Origin of the sequence: Pedobacter sp. UBA5917, from assembly GCF_002432345.1 — a bacterium.
In the GTDB taxonomy this organism is placed as follows: Bacteria; Bacteroidota; Bacteroidia; order Sphingobacteriales; family Sphingobacteriaceae; genus Pedobacter.
Map to the genome: position 1 here is coordinate 1 of NZ_DJDT01000133.1, position 21998 is coordinate 21998.

16 protein-coding genes and 3 tRNA genes are annotated in these 21998 nt (G+C 40.7%); 11 read left to right on the plus strand and 8 right to left on the minus strand.

Going from position 1 to position 21998, the window contains the following annotated elements; translation table 11 throughout:
• Positions 1–513 (plus strand): zinc-dependent metalloprotease (locus B2V92_RS08030; RefSeq protein WP_293306645.1); only part of this gene is annotated, 513 nt, incomplete at its 5' end.
• A 170-nt stretch (positions 514–683) separates the two neighbouring features.
• Here B2V92_RS08030 and B2V92_RS08035 read toward each other — a convergent pair.
• Positions 684–1556: a DUF808 domain-containing protein gene (locus tag B2V92_RS08035; RefSeq protein WP_293306647.1), complete on the minus strand. Its 873-nt coding sequence runs from the start codon at positions 1554–1556 to the stop codon at positions 684–686.
• A 261-nt stretch (positions 1557–1817) separates the two neighbouring features.
• Between B2V92_RS08035 and B2V92_RS08040 the strand changes: the two genes are divergently transcribed.
• Complete coding sequence (locus B2V92_RS08040; RefSeq protein WP_293306649.1) at positions 1818–4088, plus strand: GH92 family glycosyl hydrolase; 2271 nt, start codon at positions 1818–1820, stop codon at positions 4086–4088.
• Between the two features lie 240 nt (positions 4089–4328).
• On the opposite strand, the gene B2V92_RS08045 is transcribed toward B2V92_RS08040, so the two are convergent.
• The 5 genes from B2V92_RS08045 to B2V92_RS08065 form a co-directional block, all read right to left on the minus strand.
• Entirely contained in the window at positions 4329–6368 is a 2040-nt protein-coding gene (locus B2V92_RS08045) for a hypothetical protein (RefSeq protein ID WP_293306651.1), read from the minus strand.
• 587 nt (positions 6369–6955) lie between these two features.
• A tRNA-Pro gene (locus tag B2V92_RS08050) sits at positions 6956–7029 on the minus strand.
• Positions 7030–7088: 59 nt separating this feature from the next.
• Positions 7089–7162: transfer RNA gene (locus B2V92_RS08055), tRNA-Pro, on the minus strand.
• Between the two features lie 102 nt (positions 7163–7264).
• Positions 7265–7351: transfer RNA gene (locus B2V92_RS08060), tRNA-Ser, on the minus strand.
• Positions 7352–7432: 81 nt separating this feature from the next.
• Positions 7433–9511 (minus strand): HD family phosphohydrolase, encoded by a 2079-nt coding sequence (locus B2V92_RS08065; protein ID WP_414691889.1) that lies wholly within the window; start codon positions 9509–9511, stop codon positions 7433–7435.
• 118 nt (positions 9512–9629) lie between these two features.
• Here B2V92_RS08065 and B2V92_RS08070 point away from each other — a divergent pair, with 118 nt between their 5' ends.
• The 9 genes from B2V92_RS08070 to B2V92_RS08110 all read left to right on the plus strand — a co-directional run bounded on the left by B2V92_RS08070 (position 9630) and on the right by B2V92_RS08110 (position 20090).
• A complete protein-coding gene (locus tag B2V92_RS08070) occupies positions 9630–10487 on the plus strand; it encodes an SPFH domain-containing protein (protein WP_293306653.1) in 858 nt (285 codons plus the stop codon).
• 3 nt (positions 10488–10490) lie between these two features.
• Entirely contained in the window at positions 10491–11012 is a 522-nt protein-coding gene (locus B2V92_RS08075) for a hypothetical protein (RefSeq protein WP_293306655.1), read from the plus strand.
• Positions 11013–11014: 2 nt separating this feature from the next.
• Positions 11015–11182: an Arc family DNA binding domain-containing protein gene (locus B2V92_RS08080; RefSeq protein WP_086545783.1), complete on the plus strand. Its 168-nt coding sequence runs from the start codon at positions 11015–11017 to the stop codon at positions 11180–11182.
• Between the two features lie 547 nt (positions 11183–11729).
• A complete protein-coding gene (locus B2V92_RS08085) occupies positions 11730–12905 on the plus strand; it encodes an acetyl-CoA C-acyltransferase (RefSeq protein WP_293306661.1) in 1176 nt (391 codons plus the stop codon).
• A 29-nt stretch (positions 12906–12934) separates the two neighbouring features.
• The gene (locus B2V92_RS08090; protein ID WP_293306663.1) at positions 12935–13831 is read left to right on the plus strand and encodes a hypothetical protein; all 897 of its coding nucleotides are present in this window, start codon (positions 12935–12937) and stop codon (positions 13829–13831) included.
• Positions 13832–13930: 99 nt separating this feature from the next.
• Positions 13931–15592, plus strand: coding sequence for a peptide MFS transporter (locus tag B2V92_RS08095; RefSeq protein ID WP_293306665.1), 1662 nt, complete (start codon positions 13931–13933; stop codon positions 15590–15592).
• 38 nt (positions 15593–15630) lie between these two features.
• Positions 15631–17265 carry a peptide MFS transporter gene (locus tag B2V92_RS08100; RefSeq protein ID WP_293306667.1) on the plus strand — a complete coding sequence of 545 codons (1635 nt, stop codon included), beginning with the start codon at positions 15631–15633 and terminating at the stop codon, positions 17263–17265.
• Positions 17266–17329: 64 nt separating this feature from the next.
• Positions 17330–18811, plus strand: a complete 1482-nt coding sequence (locus B2V92_RS08105; protein WP_293306669.1) for a peptide MFS transporter — start codon at positions 17330–17332, stop codon at positions 18809–18811.
• Positions 18812–19355: 544 nt separating this feature from the next.
• Positions 19356–20090 carry a polyprenol monophosphomannose synthase gene (locus B2V92_RS08110; protein WP_293306671.1) on the plus strand — a complete coding sequence of 245 codons (735 nt, stop codon included), beginning with the start codon at positions 19356–19358 and terminating at the stop codon, positions 20088–20090.
• A 221-nt stretch (positions 20091–20311) separates the two neighbouring features.
• On the opposite strand, the gene B2V92_RS08115 is transcribed toward B2V92_RS08110, so the two are convergent.
• Both B2V92_RS08115 and B2V92_RS08120 read right to left on the minus strand, forming a co-directional pair.
• On the minus strand, positions 20312–20821 hold the full coding sequence (locus B2V92_RS08115; RefSeq protein ID WP_293306673.1) for a YdeI/OmpD-associated family protein: 510 nt from the start codon (positions 20819–20821) through the stop codon (positions 20312–20314).
• A 3-nt stretch (positions 20822–20824) separates the two neighbouring features.
• Entirely contained in the window at positions 20825–21931 is a 1107-nt protein-coding gene (locus tag B2V92_RS08120; RefSeq protein ID WP_293306675.1) for a Fic family protein, read from the minus strand.
• Between the last annotated feature and the right edge of the window lie 67 nt (positions 21932–21998).

A 21998-nucleotide genomic window follows, 5' to 3' on the forward strand; every position in this document is an offset into this window, starting at 1 on the left:
GCCGTTAAACAGAGAGAGGCAATGGCTTTTTTTGATCAGCAGCTTTTTACCACCCCTACCTGGTTGCTTGATAAAAACATCCTTGATAACACAGGCCGCGATCCCATTTATGTGATTACCTTGTTACAGGTACCGGTTATCAACCAGATTTTAAGCAATGCCACGCTTAACAAACTGATCACAGCCGAAGCCATTGACGGAGCCGATGCCTATAAGATCACCGATTTAATGGCAGATTTAAATGCCTCGGTCTTTTCTGAACTTAAAACGAATACAGCGGTAGATGTTTACCGCCGCAACCTGCAAAAAAATTACCTGGCCAGGCTAATTGCCATTGTAAGTGGTCCTGGTGCAAATGCATCCAATAATGATGTAAGCTCGGTTGTTAAAAGTGAGTTAAAAGCACTCGCTGTTTCAATCAAAAAAGCGGGATCAAATGCCAACGGACAAACAAAAGCCCATTTGGATGATCTTGCCGACCGTATTGATACAGCTTTAAAAGCTAAAGAGTAAGCTGGTGATCAGCTAAAATACGCTGCACAGAAAAGTTTTGCGTATAAAATTAAAAAGCCTTTAAATCTTTCGATTTAAAGGCTTTTTTTGTGTTTAAACTACAGTGTCATGAATTTAGGCTATCAGTTAACCAGTTTTCCGATTCTTTAAAGCATCTGTCAGGTTTTGCATTAGGCTTTACGCTTAAAAAGCTGAACGATCTTTTTGGCTGCCATTGCAAAGGCAACAGCCAATAATCCGGCAACTAAACCGGCACCAAACTCTTTTATTATCGAAGGCACACCAGGTAAAAGGTGATGCATGAAATCAATATTGTGTACGAAAATTCCACCCGAAACAAGTATCAATGCTATTGTTCCCACCACGCTTAAAACTTTTATCACGATGGGAAGCGACGAAACCAGTAATCTGCCCAGGGCTGAAAATGCTCCTTTTCCATTCGAACGTTTAATCAGCTTATATCCGGCATCATCCATCCTAACAATTATGGCCACAATTCCATAAACCCCTACCGTGGCCAGAATCGCTATAATCGAAACAGTTACAATCTGTAAGGTAATGCTTTCTTCCAGCACGCTGCCAAGAGCGATGATTACAATTTCGATAGAAAGAATAAAATCTGTAGTAATAGCAGATCTAACCTTTATCTTTTCCGCATCCTTATCCTCCTGTAAAACCTCTGCAGTTTCCTGATGGGTATCTGCGGAACGATGAAAAAGATATTCTACAATCTTTTCAACCCCTTCATAAGCGAGGTATATCCCTCCCAGTACCAGAATTATTTTTATGGCCACCGGAAAAAACACATTCAGCAACAGTGCAATGGGAACAATAATAAGTTTATTCACGAATGAGCCCTTGGTAATCGCCCATAACACCGGAAGTTCCCTTGATGAGAGGAAACCTGTTGATTTTTCGGCATTAACGGCAAGATCATCGCCCAATATTCCGGCTGTTTTTTTTGCAGCAAGTTTTGCACTTACCGCAACATCATCCATTAAAGCACCTATATCGTCTAAAACAGCAAAAAAACCTGAAGCCATATCCTTATCTAATTGGGCATGCAAAATACCAAATCAATCTTAATCTGAAAGAAAAACATCAAAAGATTCAATAAAAACCTGCATTACCCACAACTAAGAAAAAAATAAGTGCAGGATATTAAATCCAGGAAATACCTAAAAGAAATGATACATATTCGTTTTAATAAATCGTTTTACTAACTTGCTTTCCAAATCAAATATCCCATAGGTGAAAATAACCGGAATCAAAAAGTATGATACTTGTGGGTTTATGGCAAAAACATGAAAAAATTCTTTTACACATTATTAAGCTGCATTATACCGATCGCGTTTTTTACCGGTACGGCCGATGCCCAGATCAAAAAACAACCTGTAGATTACGTAAATCCCTATATCGGGAACATCAGCCATCTGCTTGTCCCTACCTATCCTACTGTACATTTGCCCAATAGTTTGTTAAGGGTATACCCCGAACGGGATAATTTCACGGCCAATACCATAAACGGTTTACCGTTGGTTATTACCAGCCACAGGGGAAGTTCTGCCTTTAACCTGAGTCCTTTCCAGGGCGATCTGAAAAACACCAGCGCCACCATGGCCTATGGTTATGATAATGAAATCATCAAACCCTATTATTATGAGGTAGATCTGGACGACTATGGCATTAATGTTCGGTTTGCTCCCTCGCACCAATCGGGAATATACGACATCAACTTTTCAAAATCCGGTCCCGCATACCTGATCCTGAACACCAGAAACGGTGAACTGTCGGTTAATGAAAATGTGGTAAGCGGATTTCAGAAACTGGGCAATAACACCAAAGTTTATATTTATTTCCAGACCGATTTATCACCCCTTGAGGCCGGCAAACAAAAAAATGGTCAAATTGATTCAAAAGATCAGTCCACTTCAGGCCAGAATGCTTACCTGACATTAAAATATCCGGCCAGCACAAAAAAGATCAAGGCCCGTTACGGCATATCATTTATCAGTGTAGAACAGGCAAAACAGAACCTTAACAGGGAAATAAAGGATTATGAGCTGGATAAAGTGGCTCAAAACGGCAGAAATATATGGAACCAAACCCTTGGAAAAATTGCGGTAGAGGGAACGGATGAAACGGCCAAAACCATTTTTTATACCTCACTGTACCGCACCTACGAGCGCATGATCAGTTTATCAGAAGACGGGCGGTATTTTAGTGCTTTTGACGGCAAAGTCCACAATGATAACGGCACTCCTTTTTTTACCGACGACTGGATCTGGGATACCTACAGGGCAACACATCCGCTGCGCGTGATCATTGAGCCCAAAATGGAAGGCAATATGATTAATTCTTACCTCCGCATGGCCCAGCAGATGAACGACCATTGGATGCCCACTTTTCCCGAAGTTACCGGCGATAGCCGCAGGATGAACAGTAACCATGGCGTGGCAACCATAATTGATGCCTATAACAAAGGCCTCCGGAGTTTTAACCTCGAAGAAGCATATCAATATTGTAAGGCCGGGATCACTGAAAAAACACTGTCGCCATGGTCGGCAAAAAAAGCAGGTGCTTTAGATCAGTTTTTTAAAGATAAGGGATACTTCCCCGCATTGCCTCCCGGAGAAAAAGAAACCGCACCAGAGGTTCATGGTTTCGAAAAGCGCCAACCCATAGCGGTAACTTTGGGTACGGTTTACGATGAGTGGTGCCTGGGCAACATTGCCCAGCAACTTGGCAAAACCGATGAAGCTCAATATTTTTTAGAGAAAAGTAAAAGCTACCACACCGTGTTTAATCCAGATACCAAATTCTTTCATCCTAAAGACATTGATGGCAAATTTATCCAACCTTTGGATTACCGCTTTTCGGGTGGATTGGGCGCAAGGGAAACATACGATGAAAACAACGGCTGGCTTTACCGTTGGGATGTGTTGCACAATATAGGCGATCTGGTTGATATGATAGGCGGAAAACAGGCATTTGTGGATGAACTGGAAAAAATGTATGATACGCCGTTGGGAAAAAGCAGGTTTGATTTTTATTCCCAATTGCCAGACCATACCGGTAATGTTGGACAGTTTTCTATGGGCAACGAACCGGCCATGCATATCCCCTATCTTTATAATTATGCCGGCCAACCATGGCGTACCCAAAAACGTGTGCGCAGTTTACTTTCCCAGTGGTTCCGTAACGATTTGATGGGTATTCCAGGTGATGAAGATGGCGGAGGGCTAACCTCTTTTGTGGTGTTTTCGCAAATGGGTTTCTATCCAATTACCCCGGGCATTCCGATGTATGTTATCGGCAGCCCTACATTTTCTAACGTAAAACTGGATATCGGGAATGGCAGGAAATTCGAAATAACATGTTTGAATTATGCACCTGAAAATAAGTATATACAATCGGCAAAGCTAAACGGCCAGGTTTGGAATAAATCGTGGTTTTCGCACGAGGATTTAATGAAAGGCGGAAAACTGGAGCTCACCATGGGTAAACGCCCGAATAAATTATGGGCATCGGCCGAAAGTTCGATCCCTCCTTCTTTTAAAATGCCTGCAAAGTAACATACACGGCATTATTTGTCTGTCCGGATGCTTAAAATAATGAAGTTATTTAAAAAATCTCCAAAATCCCCGATCATGATGGTCGGGAATTTTGGTTTCTGGCAGCATTGTACCCACGTGCCTAACCTTTCGTTTCAGACAAAAATCAGCTTCCTCAAAAAGAGGATTCAATTCAGTTATCCATCACGGTATAAAAACTTATTTTTTTATTAATGCGCTTCAATCGAGAATAATTTCAGCCTACTTTCCGAGTACAATCTTCCTGATCAGATAATTATCTTCATCAGCCACGTACAATACCGTTCCGTCCGAATTCAGTGCCAAGGCCCCCGGATGATTGAATTTTGCAGCAAGCGCCACTCCGTCAGAGTAACCTGCCACGCCGGAACCTGCAATCGTCGTCACCATCCCCGAAGCACTAATCTTACGGATCAGGTGGTTATTCGAATCAGCTACATAAATATTACCCGCACCGTCCATGGCAATTCCACGCGGTCTGTTGAATGTGGCCAACTCCAAAGTCCCATTTGTATTACCTGACAGCGGATAGTTGGCATACCCCCTTCTCCCGGCCAGCAAAGAAAAATAGTCCCCGTCATTTACCGATTTGCAAATGGTATTGTTTCCGCTATCCGCGACATATATATTTCCCTGCCCGTCAACAATCATCCCCGAAGGCTGGTCCCACATCCATCCGTTGCCAGAAGTTCCCCATGACTGGGCCAATGACTTGGGTCTGCCATTTTTATCAATCTTATATAAACTGCTATAGGAAACATCATTGCAATAGATATTACCTGATTTATCCAGAACAACAACGCTTGGTTTAATGACAGTAATGGCGTAATCCCCTGGCACCTTATCCACTACTCCCGATGGGCTGATCTTCCTTATCAGGGCATTATTCCTGTCTGCTACAAAGATTTCACCATTATCATTGATAGCAAGCCCCATTGGTGCAGAAAACCTGGCATTCGCCCCTACTGCATCCAGGAAGCCAGCTTCTGTATTACCCGCAAACACGTTCACATATCCTGTACCACTGATTCTCCTAATCATATTGTTATCCATATCGGAAACATAGATATTCCCCTGCCTATCCAGAACAATACCTTCCGGACGGGAAAAATACACTTCAAGTGCCGCACCATCCACAGGACTAACATCACCATACAATGGCACTACGTCGGTTGAAGGCAGAACTTTCCTTACCCTATGAGCTTCCGGTTCAGCCACATAAAGTCCCTTTTTTGCATCATAGCACAAAACCGCAGGATGGCTAAAGGCTGCGAGTGCAGCTTTTCCATTCACATTTCCCTTTACTCCACTCCCTACATAATTTGACACAAGCCCAGAGGGACTAACCTTTCTGATCAGATGGTTCCATGAATCCGCAACCAATAGATCACCAGCTGAATCAAAAGTAATGCCAGACGGAAAATTAAAAGATGCAGCCTTCCCCATTCCATTTCCGCTCCCGATATTACCTGACCCTGCCACTGTAGACACCAGACCACTCCCATCTACCTTTCTTATCCTCTGGTTTGTCCGCTCAGCTACATATAACACATCCCACTTATCAAAAGCCAGACTCAGTGATCCCTGAAAAAGTGCAGCAGTCCCTCTTCCATCCCTATAGCCACCCTGCAGAGAACCTGCAAAAGTCGTTACATTACCGTTTAAATCAATCTTCCGGATCTCGCTACTAAAATCCGAGACATAAACTTCCCCCTTGGAATTGACCGCGATACTATAAGGCGAAGAAAAAGAAGCGCTTGCTGCAGGACCATCAATCACGGCAACTTTACCGTTACCGGCAAAACTACTCACATTTCCATCCATATCGATCTTCCTGATCATGCAGTTACCATCCGCCACCAGGATATTGCCCTGTAAGTCCAACGCCATACCCTCGGGACGGGAGAAAAGCGCTGCACTGCCTTTACCGTTCCTAATTCCTTCTGCGCCTGTAAGGCTACCTGCAAACAAACTCACTTTTCCATCCACGGAAATCTTACGGATACAATTCTTTACAATATCGCTGAGGAATATACTCCCATCAGCTGCAACCACCATACCCGATGTCGAGGTTAAAAACATTTCATCCGAAACATATTTACCCGCTATGGTACTCACCACCGAAAGCTGGGCCGTAGGCTGGCTATTGTCTGGAGGTTGGTTATTGTCAGGTGGTAGTACCTTTTCTTTACAACTGAACATCGAAACTGTTAAAAATATCGTTGCTGCAAAAGCAGTGGGATTTTTAACAAAAAAAAACAATCTGGAGCGTTTTATAAACATACAATTAATGATAATCGGATTGGAATTGATCAGATAACGCTATTGGCGGTACAAATTTAGTCAACAAAAGAAATAGAAAAATAGGCGTCCAGGATGAAACAGGATGGTTCGGAAAGAACAGCTTAGCTAAAGAAGCCAGAGAAACGGAGAGAAAGCGTTTGGTCATGGCCCCAATATAATAATTTCCCTGTAAAATACTTACCATCGACGGTAATTTTCGCATAAATTGGCGCTTTGCCGTTTACCTCATTTTCCCGCTTTAAATAAAATGAGAGGGCAAAAGTGTGCTGAGATTTCATAAAATTTCCTCCTAAGCTGAGCACCTATTCTAGCACCTGGAAAATAGTAAAAAAGCCAAGTGATAGCAAAATGGTGCAAAATATTTTTTAGTGATTGAAAAAAATATGCGACTCAGAAATTTACAATGATAGAAATAAGATTTTAGTGCTAGAATAGGTGCTAAATACTTTGATTTTTTTAGCACCAGATTGATATGAGATAAAAACAAAAAACCCTCTAATCAATTGATTTAGAGGGTTTTTGACGGATTTTAAATCCTTTTTTCGTCGGGATGGCAGGATTCGAACCTACGACCTCCACATCCCAAATGTGGCGCGATACCGGGCTACGCTACATCCCGAACTTTGGTATCGATCTTTTTTTATTTGTATCCTGTTTTTAAAGTGGATAAACTTTTAGTCGGGATGGCAGGATTCGAACCTACGACCTCCACATCCCAAATGTGGCGCGATACCGGGCTACGCTACATCCCGAACTTTGGTATCGATCTTTTATTTAACCTTATTTCTAAGGGATGGCAAAGATATGGATTTTATTGGGTTTTCCATTTTTTTTACCAACTTTTTTTATTTCAGCGGTGAGGGCGGGATTCGAACCCGCGGTACCGTTACCAGTACGACAGTTTAGCAAACTGTTCCTTTCGGCCTCTCAGGCACCTCACCTTTCAACCTCCTTTTTCCGCCCTACCGGCGTTGTTTTGAGGTCTGCAAATATAGTAAAACAAGTTATTCTGCAAAAAAAAATTATGATAATTGTTGATAATCTATGCGCACATGATAGATACTCATCAGCATCGTCTTGAATATCAATTTGATAGTTTCAATATCTTTTAACGTTAAATCGCAATCATCAAGCTGATTTTGTTCCAATTTGTAGTTAATTATGCGTTCAACCAGGTCATTTATGTTCTGTGCATCGGGATTTTTCAGACTTCTTGAGGCAGCTTCCACCGAATCTGCCAACATTAACACCCCGGTTTCTTTGCTAAAAGGTATGGGTCCGGGGTAGCGGAAAATGTTTTCATCGACGAATTTTTCGGGAGAATTTTTCAAAAACGACTGGTAAAAATAATCAACCCGGGTATTTCCATGGTGCGTTCTGATGAAATCGATAATCGCTTCCGGAATCTGGTTCTTCCTTAAAATCTCAATTCCCTTATGTACGTGCTGAATAATAATCTGTGCGCTCTGCTCGTAAGGCAATTTATCGTGCGGGCTTACTGCGGTATTCTGGTTCTCGATAAAGTATTGCGGATTATCTACCTTACCTATATCGTGGTATAAAGCCCCTGCCCTTACCAGCACCGAATTACCACCTATTTTAAAAATAGCAGCCTCGGCAAGGTTGGCCACCTGTAACGAGTGCTGGAACGTTCCAGGCGCTTTAAAAGCAAGCTCCCGCAATAGTTTATTATTGGTATTGGTGAGCTCTATCAGGGCCACATCCGATGTGATACCGAAAATCCGTTCAAATAAATAAATCAATGGATAAGCCAGAAGCGATAAGAGTACGCTAAAAACAAAAGGAATAAAATTGTACCATTCTATTTCGCGGAAAGATCCCTCGCGGAGTAATGCAATTCCTACAAACGAAACAAAATAGGCCAGCAATATAAATAAGGCCGAAACCAGGAACCTTTCGCGTTTAACAAAGTTTTTAATACTGAATATGGCCACCATACCGGCGGTAACCTGATAAAATACAAACTCGAAGCTGTTGGCTACAAAAAAACCGGCAATCAAAATCACCAGCATGTGCAGGTAGAGCGCCAAACGCGTATCAAACAAAATCCTGATGATAATCGGCACCACACAAAATGGAATGTAATACAAACTTGGAATTTCTATTTTAATGGCCCAGGTTAAGGCCAGCAACATACCAGTGGTTACAATCAGGATCAGTGAAAGCTGACGGTTATCGGCAAAAATATCTTTCCTGAAAAGAAAAAGGAACGACATTAATATAGTAAGGATAAAACCGACCAGTACCACCTGCCCCAGGTAAACCAGTGCCCTGCTGCCAATGGTTTTCGTCTGCGCATCGTAAGTAGCCTTGTACGATTCTAGTTTCTGATAAATTTCCTCATCAATTACATCGTTCTTGGCAACAATCAGCTCCCCTTTCTGCACCATCCCTTTGGTGGTAGAAATATTATTGATGGTGTTATCCTGTATCGTTTGGGTTAAGCGTTCATCAAATACAATATTCGGGGTAATATGATCAATGGCCAGATTGGCCACTAAATCGCCCATTACCGGGTTGGGCGCCTTAAAGTTTTCTTTAAAAAAGTTCAGAGCTGTTTCAGCCGTAAATACATCCTGTGTATTTTTCTCCTGTGCCACATTATTTTCGAGCAGCGAGAAATCATAATTCTTGCCACCCGCCTGGTGTTTTACATTTAACCCGATAATCCCCTTTTGGTAAATACCCTGCAACAAACGGTATGCAGCTGCTTTATATGTATTCTTTTCTTTATCGTCGAGCTGTTTCGATTTCCACTTAATATCAAATTCATTTCCAAATTCTTCCAATGCAGTAGCGGTAATGCCTTTATCAAACTGATAAACCGGCAGAATATCTTTTAAAGCATTCTTTTTATCGGTACTTACCTGCGGATTGGTTTTTAAAATGGCAAAACTGAAGGGCGAAATCAGATCCTTGTTTTTCCATACCGCATTTTTTTCAAACTCATACCTAAATCTCGGTTGCTTGGGCAGGAACAGTGTAATGATGAAAACCGTAAAGGCCATCATCACATATTTCAGGTTCGATGAATATTTACGGTAAAGGATTTTGTGGGAATTTCTCTTGATTTTGGCCAAAACGATATAATTATTGTATTGTCAAAAATAACATTTTTATCTAATATACATTTTAGCGTTTTTGTTTGCAATTACCAGATTTTATATTTTACTTTATGATATCAAATTAATATCAATTATGTATCAGGAAAAAATCATTAGCCCACCATCTGGGTATTTAACTTTCGCAATAAGCATCGTTTTATTGGCGGCATCTATTTTCTGTTTTGTTTCAGAGATCTTCTTATGGGGAGGAATTTTATTGGCGGTTGATATATTTTTAATATTCCCGGGCTTTTTAATCATCAACCCCAACCAATCGATGGTATTAACCTTATTCGGTAAATACCTGGGCACGGTAAAGGCCGATGGTTTTTTCTGGGTAAATCCATTAACCGCTAAAAGAAGGCTTTCGTTAAAGGCAAACAACCTAAACGGACAGCAGTTAAAAGTAAACGATAAACTGGGTAATCCCATCGAAATTGCCGCTGTTGTAGTGTGGAAAGTAAACGAAACCGCAAAAGCTGTTTTCTCTGTGGAAAATTACATGCAGTATGTAAATATCCAGAGCGAGGCGGCGGTAAGGCATCTGGCCAATATTTTCCCTTATGATCATGCCGAGGGCGAAGAAACCAGCATTACCTTAAAAGATGGTGCCGACAAAGTAAGCGAATTATTGGAGAACGAACTAAACGAACGTTTATCAAGGGCGGGTATCGAAGTTTTGGAAGCCAGGATTTCGCATTTGGCCTATGCGCCCGAAATTGCCAGCGCCATGTTGCAGCGCCAGCAGGCTACCGCTGTAATTGCTGCCCGTAAATTAATTGTAGAAGGTGCAGTTGGGATGGTAGAAATGGCTCTGGAAAAATTATCGCAGAAAGGAATTGTAGAACTGGATGAAGAACGCAAGGCTGCCATGGTAAGTAATTTATTGGTGGTGCTCTGTGGCGACCGACATGTACAGCCCGTGGTAAATACCGGCACTTTATATAACTAGGTTATGGAATTTGAGGAAAAACAGAGTTTAAAAATATGGTGGTTATACCTGATTACCGCAGCAACGATAATACCCACGTTGGCCGTGATCATTTTTTATAAAAACGGCCAGGTTTTGGAAGAATTTAAAAAGATGTATTTCGCTCCAATATTGGCTGTTTTGTCTCCATTTTTAATTATTTACCTGATCCAGCAAATTAAGCTTACGCTCAAAATAAATACTGAGGGTATTACCTATAAATATCTCCCTTTCCATTTTAAGCCAAACTATTTCCGCTGGATGAGTATTGACAAAGCATACATCAGAAAATTCGATGCCTTTTCAGAATATGGGGGTTACGGCATTAAAAACCGGCTTTGGTTTAAATTTAAAGATAAAGCATTCATTTTAAATGATAAAAACAGGGGTTTGCAAATCGAATTTAAAAACGGCAAAAAACTCCTGTTTACCTCAAATAAGATAGAAGATCTCGAAATGTTCCTCATTAATTTAAAAACGAGGTATAATATACAAGCAATACAATAAGAATGGCGGAGAAAGATAAAAAAGCTTTTGTATTAAGAATTAGTCCTGCTTTATTAAAAGAAGTAGAAACCTGGGCTGCAGATGAGTTTCGCAGCACCAACGGACAGATTGAGTTCCTGCTTACCCAGGCCATAAAATCAAGAAAAAAAGGTAAAGCGAAGGAGGAATAGTTAAACTTCCGAAGTCAGCCGGCGCACAGGGCCTTTTAGACTTCGGAAGTTTGTAAATAAACCTCGCAGGCTTTAAAAACCTGCGAGGTTTATATTTCCAATGCTAACGCTCGTTTCTAACGAGCGTTGAATAGTTTATCGTTTACAACGATAAAATCGTGTAGTTATTGATGCACTCGTTTGGAAACGAGCGCAAGCATTTTTCTACTTTAAACCTTGCAGGTTTTGTATTTTCTGCACCCAGCAGCCTAAGCCAAGCAGCACTAAACTGAGTAACATAAACCTGATAGAACGGAAAGACCGCAGCGAGGCATCCCGAAGATTCGGGAAGGACTTGGAGGGATAGCAGGACCGCCGGCAGCCATAAAATACCGAACCACACATTTCCAAAAAATATTGACCATTTGATAAAACCTATGAGGTTTTGAAAACCTCATAGGTTACTTATACGTTAAATAAAAATAATTTTAAATCTTGTACGTTTTAAAAACCTGCAAGGTTTAACTAACTTAGCGGCCTAACCAAAAATTCATAAAAAATTTTGCTCATGAAAGAAGTTGTAATTGTATCAGCTGTAAGAACCCCTATTGGCAGTTTTGGAGGCTCATTGTCTCAATTTTCTGCTCCACAACTTGGTGGTTTTGCCATTAAAGCGGCTATCGAAAAAGCGGGCTTAAAACCAGAACAGATCCAGGAAGTATATATGGGCAACGTGTTGTCGGCCAATTTAGGTCAGGCACCAGCTACACAGGCTGCAAAAGCTGCCGGCCTGCCTGATTTACCTGCAACTACCATTAATAAAGTATGTGCATCGGGCACAAAAGCCATTATGCTTGCCGCCCAGAGTATTGCCAATGGCGATAACGATATAATTGTTGCCGGTGGGATGGAGAGCATGAGCAATGTACCCTATTACCTTGATAAAGCCAGAAATGGTTACCGTTTAGGGCACGGACAGTTAACCGACGGACTGGTAAAAGATGGTTTGTGGGATGTGTACAACGATTACCACATGGGATCTGCAGCAGAACTTTGCGCCAGCGAATGCAACATCAGCCGCGAGGCACAGGATAATTTCGCAATAGAATCATATAAAAGAGCACAGGCAGCGCAAACTTCGGGCAAATTTGCATCTGAAATTGTGGCTGTAGAAGTGAAAGACCGCAAAGGCGAAATCACCCTGATCGATACCGATGATGAACCAACAGCCGTTAAATTTGATAAAATACCTTCGTTAAAGCCCGTTTTCAAAAAAGACGGAACCGTAACCGCAGCAAATGCCTCTACCTTAAATGATGGTGCAGCAGCTTTGGTTTTAATGAGTGCCGATAAGGCAAAAGAACTGGGTATAAAACCTTTGGCAAAAATTATAAGTTATGCTGATGCCCAACAGGCGCCCGAATGGTTTACCACAGCACCTTCTAAAGCAATTCCATTAGCTTTGCATAAAGCAAATATTGACATTAAAGATGTTGATTTTTTTGAGATCAACGAGGCCTTTTCGGTAGTTTCTTTAGCGAATAACCAATTATTAAACTTAAATGATAAACAGGTAAATGTAAATGGCGGTGCGGTTTCTTTAGGTCACCCACTTGGTGCCTCGGGTGCCAGGATTGTAGTTACACTACTTTCGGTACTCGCCCAAAATGATGGAAAAATCGGTGTGGCCGGCATTTGTAACGGTGGCGGCGGTGCAAGCGCATTGGTAATCGAAAAACTATAATCAACGGATTTTATTTATCTTCGGTTAGCATGAAGTTTCTCCAATTCAATATACTTTTGGTTCTCGCCCTGTTGAGCTTTAACCTAAAAGCACAGCAGGGCTCCAATAAACTGGCCGTTTTTCAGGATACCTTACGCAAAATATCATCAAAAGTAGTTGATGCACAAAGCGATGCCCAAAAACTGGAAATCAACGGAAAATTTGTAAAAACACTGGTTGAAGCTTTAAAAACGCCAAATTCTTACGCTTTCGCTTTCGATTCGCTTAAAAACATATCTGTAATTAAATCGCCCGATCAGGCTTTCAGGATTTTAAGCTGGTATGTGCAGCTCGAAAATGGTACTTACCGTTATTATGGTGCCATCCAGATGAACACCAAAAGCGGTCCGCTGAAACTTTATCCGCTGATTGATCAGACAGAGAATATTGCCGACCCCAATATGGTTACCAATAACCAGAAATGGTTCGGGGCACGTTATTATGAGATTGTACCGATAACCAGTGGAAACCGCCTACCTTATTATGTACTTCTGGGCTGGAAAGGGAACACGCAGCTAACCACTAAAAAGGTAATCGAAATCCTTTCCTTCGATAAGGACAACATTACTTTTGGTGCACCGGTTTTTGAAGGAAAAGAACTGAAGGGAAAGAACCGGATGATTTTCGAATACGCTAAATCGAATGCCATGACCTTAAAAACAGATCAGAAAGCAGGTTTAATCGTATTCGATCATTTGGCATCTTTCGACCCGGAGATAAAGGACAAGTTTGAATATTTTGGATCGGACGGCACTTTTGATGGTTTTAAGGTTATCGGTGGTAAATTAAAACTTCAGGAAGATATTACCCTTAATAACGATCCGGATGCAAACGATGAGCTATATGCCGATCCCAAGAAAAATGTAAAACCCATCAGAAAGTTCTGATTTTAACAGATCTTAACAAATCATTTACCTGCTATAGCGCTTAAAAATTTGCCAGAATGGCCTTCACTCGCTATATTGCGCCTTAAAAACTTATTATCAATGCCCACAACAAACCAAACTAAACACCCTAAAGGGTTAAAATTCCTTTTTTTATCAGAAATGTGGGAACGTTTTGGTTACTATTTAATGATCGGTATTTTTACCCTTTATTTAAAGGATGTAAAAGCAGGTTTTGCAATGACAGAGGCCGAATCGGCCGATTTATACGGAACATTTATCGCACTGGTATTTTTAACACCTTTTTTAGGTGGCCTATTGGCCGATCGGTACCTGGGTTATGCAAAATCCATCATCATCGGCGGTTTGATGATGGGCGTAGGTTATTGTTTAATGGGGGTGCATAACCTACCCATGCTTTATCTGGCCATGACGCTGGTTATTTTGGGCAACGGCTTTTTTAAACCCAATATCTCTACCCTGTTGGGGAATATCTACTCAACACCCGAATATCAGGCGAAAAAAGACGATGGTTATAACATTTTCTACATGGGCATTAATGTGGGCGCCTTTATCTGCAATTTTTTCGGTGCCGCTTTATATATTATGCTGGGCTGGGAATATGCTTTTTTTGCGGCCGGCATAGGCATGTTTATCGGCGTGGTGGTATTTATTTCAGGATTGAAACATTACCGGGCTTTTGATATTAAAAAAGGTATGGCAGATGGCGATATGCCTTTTATTAAAATCTGTTTGCTTATCCTTTTACCTTCTATTATTGCAGGTGTTATCGGGTGGATTTTACCGACTAAATTAATTGGTCACCCCTTAGTAGGTTCTACCAGTACCGATGCCTTTATATTTGCCTGTTTCCCGGTTATTTATTTTTATAGTACGTTATTTTTTAAAGCCAGCAAACAGGAAAAGCGGCCAATTGCAGCCTTATTAACCATTTTCGTGGTGGTGATACTATTCTGGGCCGTGTTTAAGCAGAACGGTACCGCTTTAACCACCTGGGCTGATCGGTATACCGATAGAAGCCTCACCAACACCACAGCAAAAAATACCTTCTCTGGCTTGAGCCTATCACAGAATCTCATCTATAAAAAAGATAGCGTAGCCAAATACGATCATGCTTTCCGATTACAAAAAGTGGATGGCGTTGTACAAAAAGAATATAATTACCCTGTTTATTTCAAAAATATTCCTGCAGCCGAATTACCCAGGGAAGGTGGCGACGTAGAATTATGGGCAACCAACTTAAGTCAATCCATTAATCCTGCCTGGGTAATCCTCCTCACCCCTTTAGTGGTAGCCTTTTTCACCTGGTTACGTAGTAGAGGGAAAGAACCGAGCACTGCAAGTAAAATTATTTTCGGACTGTTTATATCGGCCATTTCTGTTCTGGTAATGGTTACCGCTGTATACATCGGCAAAAACGGAACTGAAAAAGTTTCGGTACTCTGGCTAATGGGCACCTACGGTATAATTACCATAGGCGAGCTGTTTTTAAGTCCGATGGGTTTATCGCTCGTTTCTAAATTAAGTCCTGTACGGATAACCTCTTTAATGATGGGCGGATGGTTCGTTTCTACCTCTATCGGAAATAAACTATCGGGCGTATTGGCCACTTTGTGGGATACCTACGAAGATAAAGCCAATTTCTTCTGGGTAAACTTTTCACTGTTAATGGCTTCGGCCGTAATTGGCCTGGTATTACTGAAATGGCTGAACAACATCATGAAAGAATATGGCATTAAATAAAATCTTATCAACACAACAAACAAACTAAAACACTGAATATGACATCAATACCAAATCAATCTAAAGGCCATCCTAAGGGTTTGTACGTATTATTTGCCACAGAAATGTGGGAGCGTTTCAACTACTACGGCATGCGGGCCATTCTGGTGCTGTTTATGACCAAGGCCCTGCTATTTGATAAAGCTTTCGCCTCTAACCTTTATGGTAGTTATACCGGATTGGTTTATTTAACGCCTTTAATCGGTGGTTACATTGCCGACCGTTACTGGGGAAATAAAAAATCGATCATTACCGGAGGATTGATGATGGCACTTGGTGAGTTTATCCTCTTTTTCTGTGCATCATTGTTCCACACCAATCAATCTTTATCCACTTTCCTATTTTTTACAGGACTTGGATTTATGATTGCCGGAAATGGTTTCTTTAAACCGAATATTTCTTCGTTGGTTGGTCAGTTATATCCAAAAGGTGATAAAAGAAGTGATGCCGCTTATACCATTTTTTATATGGGTATAAATGTTGGTGGTGCATTAGGACCGATTGTATGTGGTTTTTTGGGTGAAACCGGAAATGTAATGGATTATAAATGGGCATTTTTTGCAGGTGGTATCGCCATGCTTTTAGGTGTTTTGGTACAGATCTTTTTCCAGAAAAAATATGTGGTGGCACCCGATGGTAGAGAATTAGGCCTAGTACCCGAAGGAACCCCTAAAGCAGCTTTAAACCCTTTGGTTATCGGTATTGGTCTTGCCGCTTTTTCGGCTTTAATGATCGGTTTATTTTATATCGATGCAAAAGTATTCAGTTTTTTAACCTATTTATTGGTAGCATCGGTACTCTTTATTGCTTTTATCATTTTCACTAATAAAACCTTAAGCAATGTAGAAAAACAGCGCATAGGTGTAATTTTTATCGTTGCCTTTTTCGTCATCTTTTTCTGGAGCGCTTTCGAACAGGCAGGTGCTTCGTTAACATTCTTTGCTGCCGAACAAACGCAGCGGGATTTAGGTTTCATTACTGTACCTGCGAGTATTTTTGCTTCGTTAAACTCCATTTTCGTAGTATCGTTCGCACCGATTTTTGCCTGGTTATGGATTAAATTGGGTAAAAACGAACCTGCTTCGCCAACTAAAATGGCCCTGGGTTTATTTTTACTTGCATTGGGTTATTTATGGATTGCCTTTGGTGTAAAAGATGTAGCTTCATCAACCAAGGTAAGCATGATGTGGTTAATCGGTATGTACGCCCTGCACACCTGTGGCGAGCTTTGCCTGTCGCCTATCGGTTTATCATTGGTTAATAAACTGGCTCCTTTAAAATTTGCTTCGCTGTTAATGGCCGTTTGGTTTTTGGCCAATGCCGCTGCCAACAAATTTGCAGGTATTTTAAGTAGTTTATACCCTCCGGGAACGGCCGAAATTAAACAGGCGGCCGATGCAGGAATTAACCTTCAGCCCATTTTATCGAAAACGGTTACGCCAAGTGCAGCAGAACTTGCAAAATTGAAAGATTTAAAAATTCCTTTCGAATATCAGTCTATTTTGGGCATCCAGATCAATTCGCTTTACGAATTTTTCATGATGTTTGTGGTAATGGCCGGAATTGCATCTTTAATATTATTCGCTATTACGAAAAAGCTGCAAAAAATGATGCACCAGGATATTTTAGATTAATTTAAAACACAACAACATAGAAAGCCCGGCTCCGATCGGGCTTTTAATTTTTAAACCAATTTCAATGGAAAAAACAGTTTCAATAGAACAGATACAGAATTTTGAGGGAAAATATCCAAAACAGCTCTGGCATCTGTCGCTGGTAGAAATGTGGGAGCGTTTCTGTTTTTATGGCATGCGTGGTGTACTGGCCTTTTTTATGGTAGACCAATTGGGTTTGAGCGATCAGAAATCGAACCTGCAATATGGTGCCATCCAGGCTTTTGTATATGCATTTACCTTTATCGGGGGTATCTTTGCCGATAAGGTTCTGGGTTTCAGAAAATCACTGTTTTGGGGCGGTTCATTAATGATTATCGGTAATCTTGTACTGGCTTTTTCGCCACACGATCTGTTTTATGTTGGTATTACCTTATCCATTATAGGCACAGGCTTTTTCAAACCCAATGTATCATCGATGGTGGGCGAACTCTACCACGAAAAAGATAACAGAAGGGATGCCGGCTACGGACTTTTTTATGCAGGTATTAACGTGGGCGGCTTATTAGGCGGTGCCATGTGCATTTACCTGGGCAAATATTACAACTGGCATTTATGTTTCTTATCTGCGGCCCTGGTAATGATGTTTGGTTTGGGAACATTTATTTTCACCAAAAAGCATTTGGGCCCGATCGGAAATTCTCCATTATTACATCTCAAAAAATCAAAGCAAAAAATATCTGAGATTGCCGTTTACGCAGGCTCAATCGTGTGTATCCCATTGATTTATATCATGGTAAAAAATACCGCTTTTACCGATTATTTCATGTATACGATCGGTGTTGTAGCCATGATTTATTTCCTGTACGAAACGTTTAGCATAAATGACAAAAAAGCACAGCATAAATTACTCGCTGCTTTTGTCTTTATCTTTTGCTATTTCATTTTCATGGCCATATCCGAGCAAAGTGGTGGTTCATTATCATTGTTTGCCAAAGATAACCTCGACCATAAAATCCTCTTTTTCAATATCGATCCGAATGTGGTTAACAACAGTGCCAATTCATTTTTCGTGATTGTTTTTAGCCCTATCGTAGGTATTTTATGGTTAGGCCTTTACAAGCGCAAAATTGAGCCGAACACTGTGGTAAAATTTGGTATCGGTTTCCTTTTACTGGCATTGAGCTTTTATGTTTTTTATGCCACCAGGTTCTTCGCCAACGTACAGGGCATTAGCTCATTAAATGTATTCACCTTTGCTTATTTGCTGTTAACCCTGGGCGAACTCTGTCTTGGCCCTATCGGGATGTCGATTATTACCAAGCTTTCGCCAAAGAAAATGTTCGGTATGATGATGGGACTCTGGTTCTTATCGAGCGCTTTCGGGCAGTTGGCTGCCGGTAAATTGGGTGCAGAAATGTCGAGTATTGATAACGCCTCGTTAACCACTAAATTAATGGCTTATACCGAAGGTTATAAGGCATTGGCGCTGTACTCTTTAGTTGCAGGTTTGGCACTAATCCTGTTTTCGCAATTGGTTAAGCGGTTGATGCAGGAAGTAAGGTAATCCATTTATTGTCATTCTGAATGAAATGAAGAATCTTTGTGCTGTGAGATGTTACCATCCGACAGATTTACCTCGGTTTTTAAGGATCCCAGCTCAGGCTGATATTTTTTGTTGTTGAGAGATGTATAAAAAGATCCTGAAACAAGTTCAGGATGACGATTACTAGTTGAAAATGAAAGTGCAGTAGTTCTTGGAGGCCTGCAGTCCCGCCATTCGCTATAGCCCCTTTTTTCAATCGGGGGCTGCCGCTACTGTCGGGTTTAGGAACAAGGGTTTTCGGCCCTGAAAAGAGCCTCTGTGGCGATCTGCGAAATTAGCGGGAAAATATTTGGGCGCTTGGATAAAAGGCAAATAAAAAGATCCTGAAATAAATTCAGGATGACGACATCGCGTATAAGGATGACGAAATGCGGAGACGAATCCTCTCGAATTAATGAAAATTCATGATGATTTCACATTAAATATTTACTTTCGCAGTTTGAAAGCAAAATGTAGTGCATCATACAATTACCAAAAGCTTACTTTATAAAAAACCAAAACAAACGTGTCAGATAGTTTAGTCATTATACCCACCTACAACGAGAAGGAAAATATCGAAAGGATCATTAGAAAGGTTTTTTCTTTAACCCAACCTTTTCATGTCTTAATTATCGACGATGGTTCTCCGGATGGAACCGCCGAGATTGTAAAATCGTTACAGGGCGAATACGACGGGCATTTATTTATCGAAGAACGTGCAGGTAAACAAGGTTTGGGTACGGCTTATATTTATGGCTTTAACTGGGCCTTACAAAGAAAATACGATTACATTTTCGAGATGGATGCCGATTTTTCCCACAATCCAGATGATTTGGCAAGATTACGCGAAGCATGTATTAATGGAGCCGATGTGGCCATTGGTTCGCGATATGTAAAAGGTGTTAATGTGGTAAACTGGCCAATGGGCAGGGTTTTAATGTCGTACTTTGCTTCGATGTATGTGCGTTTTATCACCAGGATCAATATTCAGGATGCCACTGCAGGTTTTAAATGTTACCGCAGAATCGTGCTGGAAACCATTCCATTGAATAAGATCAAATTTGTAGGTTATGCCTTTCAGATCGAAATGAAATTTACTGCCATTAAGTTTGGCTTTAAAGTGGTAGAAGTTCCCATCATTTTCACCGATCGCACCGAAGGTACCTCAAAAATGAGCACCCGTATTTTTAGGGAAGCGTTTTTAGGTGTAATCCAGATGAAAGTTTCGAGTTGGTTCAGGGATTATAGTCGGAAAGATTAAGTCCGAAGCCGTAGTTTTAGTTCAAAGTTTATGGCGTATTGTTCATAGTTTAATGGCTCATGGTTGATGGCTTATAGCTGGTAAACCTGACTCATAAGACGTTAAGAGCTGTCTGCGATAATGATATTTGGCCATTTTAGGCTATCTGGCCATGAATCATCAACCACCATACCATCAAACCAATATTTCCCCGACTCAAGACTGGAGACTAAAAACTCAATTCAAGATTTACCCTGCGATTCCCTTATCATCGCTCCAAAATCCTGTCCTTTATCCATTGCTTTAACCGTCATTACAATTCTTTTGGTGCGTGTGGCTTCGGTTTTGGCCTGATTGATCCAGTTGATATAGTAGTTTTGATGTGATTTAGGCTGTTTTAAGAAATTCTGTATCAGGTGCTCTTCTTCCGAAAGGCAGATTTCCAGATCTTCGGGCATTTCGATTTTAAAATCTTTATCTTCCTCTAAATAAAGTTCGATGTTTGCCCCTGCCTCTTTTTTCAGTTTTTTACGGAGCTCGCCTTTTAAGGCAATAATAAAATCGCCCTCACCCATCGGGATGGTTGCCAATCCGGCTACTTCGAGCTGGTCTATTTTTCCTTTTACCCTAAAACTCTTTTTACAACCGGCTTTAATTTCATTGGCCAAAGCTGCTGGGATAAATACATAACTCCAGCCGGTTTTTTCGCCCATGGTTTCGAAACGTTCTATCTCTGCTTTAAAGTGGATCATGGTTTAAAATTCTTTGATTTTATAATGAACATTTCTCCCGGCACCAAATGCAACTAAAATGCCCAAACTTTCTAATTCGTGTAAATCTCTCGTGGCAGTTGCTTTTGAAATTTTAGTTAGTGAAATATATTTTTTAGCTGTCATTCCCCCTTCAAAGCCATCTAAACCAAAGCTATACATTTTCTGTAGTACTTTCTTTTGCCTATCATTTAGCTTTTCCTTAAACAAATCGAAAACTTTGATTTTACGGAGCGTGAAATCAATCGTTTGTTTTGCATCAAGCTGTGCCTGTAAGGCAATATCTACAAAATACTTTAACCATTCAGAAATTTCATTGCTTCTTTGAGCAGCTTTTAAAGCTTGATAATATGCCGCTTTATTACTTTCAATAATTTTAGATAAACTAAGCATTACCGGTCTTCCCAATGTTTGAGAAATCGCTTTTTCGGCGATTGCCCTACCAATACGGCCATTTCCATCTTCAAAAGGATGGATTGTTTCGAAATATAAATGCGCAATTGCCGCCCTTATCAAAGGATCTTTAATTTCTTTAGCCCCTCGTGGCTTAGTTTCGTTAAACCAGGTAATAAAAGCATTCATTTCGCCTACAACACGATTTGATGGTGGAGCTTCAAAATGAATCTCTTCTTTTCCTAAGCTCCCCGATACAACCTGCATTGGATTATTCCCCTCTCGCCAGCCCCCTACATTTATATGTTTACTTCCTGCGAACAAATAATTATGCCAGTTCCGCAAAGTTTCTTTGCTCAACACATCAGAAAAGGTATTTCTAACATCGATCATTAAATCAGCAATTCCGGATGCCCGTTTATCCTTAATAATATCAGGTGTTTTGTTAAGTCCTAAATTATTTTTGATTGAAGACATTACATCTTTTCTACTTAAAAACTCTCCTTCAATTTCGGAAGTCTTTATTGCTTCCGACAATATCATTTCCAATAATGTTTCTTGCCTGATTTCTTCCGGTAACGACTTTAATAAGGCATTTACTTCTCCTGTTTCCTGAGCAAAATCATAAAGAAAATGTTCAATTTCTTTGGTAGAAAAAGTAAAATCCGGCCAGTTTGAAAGTTCCCAATTATATTGCATGAGCCGAATATACTATTTAATCGGCTCAAAAAAAAGCCATTTCATGAGCCGATTAGCAAAATTAATC